The sequence below is a fragment of the Rahnella sp. P4_A8 genome (assembly GCF_056402435.1).
The window spans coordinates 166,846-173,072 of record NZ_JBFUHK010000005.1; the positions used below are offsets into that span (position 1 = coordinate 166,846).

5 protein-coding genes and 1 pseudogene are annotated in these 6,227 nt (G+C 54.2%); 4 read left to right on the forward strand and 2 right to left on the reverse strand.

Translation table 11 applies throughout. The annotated features are described in order from the left end of the window. Positions 1-50: 50 nt before the first annotated feature. Positions 51-491: a universal stress protein UspA gene (gene uspA, locus AC1DUO_RS04865; protein ID WP_013573524.1), complete on the forward strand. Its 441-nt coding sequence runs from the start codon at positions 51-53 to the stop codon at positions 489-491. 93 nt (positions 492-584) lie between these two features. On the opposite strand, the gene rsmJ is transcribed toward uspA, so the two are convergent. Then, positions 585-1,331: a 16S rRNA (guanine(1516)-N(2))-methyltransferase RsmJ gene (rsmJ, locus tag AC1DUO_RS04870; RefSeq protein ID WP_013573523.1), complete on the reverse strand. Its 747-nt coding sequence runs from the start codon at positions 1,329-1,331 to the stop codon at positions 585-587. A 9-nt stretch (positions 1,332-1,340) separates the two neighbouring features. After that, positions 1,341-3,401, reverse strand: a complete 2,061-nt coding sequence (prlC, locus tag AC1DUO_RS04875; RefSeq protein ID WP_112151950.1) for an oligopeptidase A — start codon at positions 3,399-3,401, stop codon at positions 1,341-1,343. 181 nt (positions 3,402-3,582) lie between these two features. Here prlC and AC1DUO_RS04880 point away from each other — a divergent pair, with 181 nt between their 5' ends. From AC1DUO_RS04880 to AC1DUO_RS04890, 3 genes and pseudogenes are all read left to right on the forward strand, one after another. Then, entirely contained in the window at positions 3,583-4,425 is an 843-nt protein-coding gene (locus AC1DUO_RS04880) for a 23S rRNA (adenine(2030)-N(6))-methyltransferase RlmJ (RefSeq protein ID WP_013573521.1), read from the forward strand. 176 nt (positions 4,426-4,601) lie between these two features. Continuing rightward, the gene (gene gorA, locus AC1DUO_RS04885) at positions 4,602-5,954 is read left to right on the forward strand and encodes a glutathione-disulfide reductase (protein WP_112151951.1); all 1,353 of its coding nucleotides are present in this window, start codon (positions 4,602-4,604) and stop codon (positions 5,952-5,954) included. A 132-nt stretch (positions 5,955-6,086) separates the two neighbouring features. Further along, a pseudogene (locus AC1DUO_RS04890) lies at positions 6,087-6,227 on the forward strand (IS4 family transposase); the annotation flags it as partial.

Here is a 6,227-nt window from a genome sequence, read left to right on the forward strand (position 1 = left end):
TTGCATGATGCTGATATTGCTATTAACCGACTTATGGAAGGAGTTTTCTTATGGCTTACAAACACATACTTATTGCTGTGGACTTGTCACCGGAGAGCAAAGTTCTGGTCGAGAAAGCCGTTTCCATGGCGCGTCCGTATAACGCCAAAGTGTCCCTGATCCACGTTGATGTAAACTATTCCGACCTGTATACCGGTCTGATCGACGTTAATCTGGGTGACATGCAGAAACGTATTTCCGAAGAAACGCATCACGCGTTGAACGAACTGTCGCAAAATGCCGGCTATCCGATTTCAGAAACCCTGAGCGGCAGCGGTGATTTAGCGCAGGTGCTGGTGGATGCCATCAACAAATATGGCATGGACTTAGTACTGTGCGGCCATCACCAGGATTTCTGGAGCAAACTGATGTCCTCCGCACGCCAGCTAATCAACACCGTTCATATCGACATGCTGATCGTGCCGTTGCGCGATGAGGAAGAAGAAGAATAAGAGGCGTTGTTGTTAATTTAAAAAAGCCCGCAGGTTTTCACCTGCGGGCTTTTTTTTATGACAGTAGTGGAAAGACGTTACAGCAGCGGCTTTCTATAACGGCGTATAGATATCAAACCGGTGGCTCTTGGTCACCACGGCGGCCTGTGCGGGGATGTCGGCCATCGGCGGCGCATAGTCCGGGCGTTTCACCACAATACGTTTGGTCGCTAAACGGCGTGCCGGTTCCAGCAAGCCATCGGCATCTTCGTCCGGGCCGACCAGTCCCTGAAACACGCGCATCTCTTTCTTCACCAGCGCACTTTTCTGTTTGTGCGGATACATCGGGTCGAGATACACCACTTCCGGCTTTGGCGAAAGCTCAGCAAGCGCCGTCAGGCTTGAGGCGTGCAGCAGCGTCATACGCTCGCGCAGCCACGGGCCAATTTCTGCATCGCGATAACCCCGCGCCAGCCCGTCATCAAGCAGTGCCGCCACCACCGGATTACGTTCCAGCATCCGCACTTTGCAACCCAGAGAAGCCAGCACAAACGCATCGCGGCCCAGCCCGGCGGTCGCGTCGACGACATCCGGCAGATAGCGCCCCTTGATGCCGACAGCTTTGGCCACCGCTTCACCGCGCCCGCCGCCAAATTTGCGACGATGCGCCATCGTGCCGCCGACAAAATCGACATAAATCGCGCCGAGTTTTGGCTCATCACGTTTACGTAATTCCAGACGTTCAGGCGTCAGCACCAGTGCCATCACAGCATCCGGGTCAGACGTCAGATTCCAGCGCTGCGCCAGAACAGATAAGGCGCCTTCATCGGCGCCTTCTTCACACAGTAAACACACACTCACAGGCAGAGGTTATCCTTTGATTCCGTAGTGGCGCAGCATAGCATCCAGCTGCGGCTCACGCCCGCGGAAGCGTTTGAACAGCTCCATAGGCTCTTCGGAACCGCCGCGCGACAGAATGTTATCCAGGAACGACTGACCGGTTTCGCGGTTGAAAATCCCTTCTTCTTCAAAGCGGGAATAGGCATCTGCAGACAGCACTTCCGCCCACAGATAGCTGTAGTAACCGGCCGCATAACCGCCTGCAAAGATGTGGCTGAAGGCATGCGGGAACCGGCCCCATGAAGGTGACGGCACCACGGCAACCTGTTTCTTGATTTCAGCCAGCGTTTGCAGGATTTGCGCGCCTTTAGCCGGATCATATTCCGCATGCATACGGAAATCGAACAGGCCGAATTCCAGCTGACGCAGGATAAACAACGCCGCCTGATAGTTTTTCGCCGCCAGCATTTTATCCAGCATCTCTTTCGGCAACGGTTCGCCGGTTTCGAAATGACCGGAGATGAACGCCAGTGCGTCCGGCTCCCAGCACCAGTTTTCCATAAACTGGCTTGGCAGCTCGACGGCATCCCACGGCACACCGGCAATACCGGCGACTCCCGGCGTGTCGATGCGGGTCAGCATATGATGCAGGCCGTGACCGAATTCATGGAACAGCGTCGTGACTTCGTTATGGGTAAACAGCGCCGGTTTGTTGCCGACCGGACCGTTAAAGTTACAGGTCAGGTACGCGACCGGTTTTTGCAGTTCGCCGTCGGCTTTACGCATGCTGCCAACGCAGTCGTTCATCCATGCGCCACCGCGTTTGTGTTCGCGGGCATACAGGTCGAGATAGAAGCTGCCGCGCAGGTCGCCGGTTTCATCGAACAGGTCGAAGAAACGCACGTCTTTATGCCAGGTTTCTACGTCTTTACGTTCTTTGGCGGTGATGCCGTAAATGCGTTTCACCACTTCAAACAGCCCTTCCAGCGCACGCTGCTCAGGGAAGTAAGGACGTAACTGTTCGTCGTTGATGGAGAACAGATGCTGTTTCTGTTTTTCGCCGTAGAACGGCAAATCCCAGGCTTCCATTTCGTCCACACCGAAATGTTCTTTGGCGAAAGCACGCAGTTGGGCCAGTTCCTGCTCGCCCTGCGGACGCGCACGGGTTGCCAGACCGCTCAGGAAGTCGATCACCTGTTTCGGGCTTTCGGCCATTTTGGTGGCGAGAGACATATCCGCGAAAGAATCAAAACCTAACAACTGAGCCAGTTCGTGACGCAGCGCCAGTTCTTCGGCCATGACTTCACTGTTGTCCCACTTACCGGCATTCGGACCCTGATCGGAGGCGCGGGTAGCAAATGCGCGGTACATCTCTTCACGCAGTTCACGGTTTTCGCCATAGGTGATCACCGGCAGATAGCTCGGGATATCCAGCGTCAACAGCCAGCCTTCCTGCTCTTTCGATTCTGCCAGCGCTTTCGCGGCGGCCAGCGCACTTTCCGGCAGACCTTTCAGGTCATTCTCATCAGTGATGAGTTTGCTCCAGCCCATCGTGGCGTCGAGCACGTTGTTGCTGTAGGTCGAACCCAGCTCAGACAGACGCGCGGAAATTTCGCCATAGCGCTTTTGTTTTTCCATCGGCAAACCAATGCCGGACAGCTCAAAATCACGCAGCGCGTTATCAATGGCTTTTTTCTGTGCCACGGACAGCGTGCTGAAATGTTCGCTGTCTTTTAAATCGCGGTAGGCCTGATACAAACCGGCGTGCTGTCCGGTCCAGGTGCTGAATTCAGACAGAATCGGCAGGCACTGCTCGTAAGCTTCACGCAGTTCCGGGCTGTTTTTTACGGCATTAAGATGCCCCACTGGCGACCAGATGCGGCTCAGGCGGTCATCACTTTCGGCCAGCGGTTGACACAGATTTTCCCAGGTATAAGGCGCGCCCTGCGCGACAACACGTTCGATCGTCTGACGGCTTTCTTCGATAGCGGATTTCATCGCAGGGACAATATGTTCAGGCTTGATCGCAGAGAAAGGAGGCAGGGAGAACGGTTTTAAGAGCGGATTCGACGCGTTTTGCTGTTCAGTCATAGGGCCAGTCCTTCGTAATAGCGTTTGGGGCTGATGCGCCTGTGGCGCACCACGCCGTGAATTCGGGTCGTCTTAAAGATGACGTAACTTCTAACATGCGGTCAAGTTACGGGGAAATCAATGGGTGGCGGCGGGATAGTCTTTAATGGATAATGCCGCGAAGCCGCAGGAGAAGCCGCACATGTTGAGTTACCGCCACAGTTTTCACGCCGGCAACCATGCCGATGTACTGAAACACACCGTTCAGAGCCTGATCATTGAATCTCTGAAAGAAAAAGAAAAGCCCTTCCTTTATCTCGACACCCACGCGGGTGCCGGGCGTTATCAGCTGAGCGGCGAACATGCCGAACGTACTGGCGAATATCTGGAAGGCATCGCGCGCATCTGGCAGCGGGACGATATTCCTGAAGAACTGGCGGCGTATATGTCAGTCGTCAATCACTTCAACCGCAACGAGAACCTGCGTTATTACCCGGGTTCACCGCTGATTGCCCGTCAGCTGTTGCGCGAAGACGACAAACTGCATCTGACCGAACTGCACCCGAGCGATTTCCCGCTGCTGCGCAGTGAATTCCAGAAAGATGACCGTACCCGCGTTGCGCGTGCCGACGGTTATCAGCAGTTGAAAGCCCAGTTGCCACCGCCTTCACGTCGCGGGCTGATCCTGATGGACCCGCCGTACGAAATGAAAACCGATTATCAGGACGTGGTAAAAGGCATTCAGGAAGGCTACAAACGTTTTGCCACCGGCACTTACGCGTTGTGGTATCCGGTGGTGATGCGCCAGCAAATTAAGAAAATGCTGCGTGATCTCGAAGCAACCGGCATCCGCCGTATTCTGCAAATCGAACTGGGCGTGCGACCGGACAGCGATCAGCGCGGCATGACCGCTTCCGGCATGATCGTGATTAACCCGCCATGGAAGCTCGAGCAGCAGATGAACAACGTACTGCCGTGGCTGCTCAAAGTGCTGGTGCCTTCCGGTACCGGTCACACCACGGTGAACTGGGTAGTGCCTGAGTAAGTAAAGAATTTCCCTTCGCTGAGGCCTTTTTCTAAGGTCTCAGCTATCAAACCTATTGCAGCCATCGATCCAAACTTTGCGACAAAACGCATTCACGCGCTAAACTCACAAGCAATTTTTAAGATTAGCGACGCCGGTATGGCGTTCTTCATTTTTGACAACTCATGGAAAATCCGATGACCAAACATTATGACTATCTGGCAATTGGCGGCGGCAGCGGCGGTATCGCATCAATCAACCGTGCAGCCATGTATGGGAAAAAATGTGCGCTGATCGAAGCTAAAGAGCTGGGCGGCACGTGCGTCAACGTGGGTTGTGTCCCGAAAAAAGTGATGTGGCATGCCGCGCAAATCGCTGAAGCGATCCGCAACTACGGCCCGGATTACGGCTTTGATACCACCGTGAACAGCTTCAACTGGAAAACGCTGGTCGCCAACCGTACCGCCTACATCGACCGTATCCATACCTCGTACGATAACGTGCTGGGCAAAAATAACGTTGATGTGATCAAAGGCTTCGCCCGTTTCGTTGACGATCATACTGTGGAAGTGAACGGTGAGAAGATCACGGCAGATCACATCCTGATCGCTACCGGCGGACGCCCGAGCCATCCGGATATTCCGGGTGCAGAATACGGCATTGATTCAGACGGTTTCTTCGATCTGACCGAAATGCCAAAACGCGTTGCGGTGGTTGGCGCAGGTTATATCGCGGTAGAAATCGCCGGTGTGATGAACGCGCTGGGTGCTGAAACTCACCTGTTCGTGCGTAAACACGCGCCGCTGCGGACTTTCGATCCGCTGATCGTTGAAACGCTGGTGGAAGTGATGGAAACCGAAGGCCCGGCGCTGCATAAAGAATCCATTCCGAAAGAAGTGGTGAAAAATGCCGACGGCAGCCTGACGCTTAAGCTGGAAAACGGTCAGGAATTTGAAGTCGACAGCCTGGTCTGGGCGATTGGCCGCGAACCGGAAACCGATAACTTCAATCTGAAAGCGACGGGCGTGAAAACCAACGAAAAAGGTTACATCGTCGTCGATAAGTTCCAGAACACCAGCGTAAACGGGATTTACGCCGTTGGCGATAATACCGGTGCCGTTGAACTGACTCCGGTTGCCGTTGCTGCGGGTCGTCGTCTGTCTGAGCGTCTGTTTAACAACAAACCTGACGAACATCTGGATTACAGCAACATTGCGACCGTGGTGTTCAGTCACCCGCCAATCGGTACGGTCGGTCTGACTGAACCGCAGGCGAAAGAGCAGTTCGGCGAAGAAAACGTGAAAGTCTACAAATCTGCTTTCACCGCCATGTACACTGCCGTCACTCAACACCGCCAGCCGTGCCGCATGAAACTGGTGTGCGTCGGTGCTGAAGAGAAAATCGTCGGTATCCACGGTATCGGCTACGGTATGGATGAAATGTTGCAGGGCTTTGCGGTCGCACTGAAAATGGGCGCGACCAAGAAAGACTTCGACAACACCGTCGCCATCCACCCGACCGGTGCGGAAGAGTTTGTGACTATGCGTTAATTCGCGGGGCTTGCGCTGAGTCGCAATGCACTGAAAGGCTGCCGATCGGCTAATGCCGATCGTTTAAGGATCAGTTGACCGATCCGGTGGCTCGTGTAAAAAGGGTTCATGCTCATCATGGACCCTTTTTAAATGGAACTTTCACAAGCTCTCGGTATTATCAATCTCACTGCCCCCGATGAAGTTCAAAGCCTCGCTGACCTCCTGTCTCCTGACCTCATTCAGCAAGCTTTTTCTCTCACTGACACCGTCACCCTACGCAAGCGTAAACTC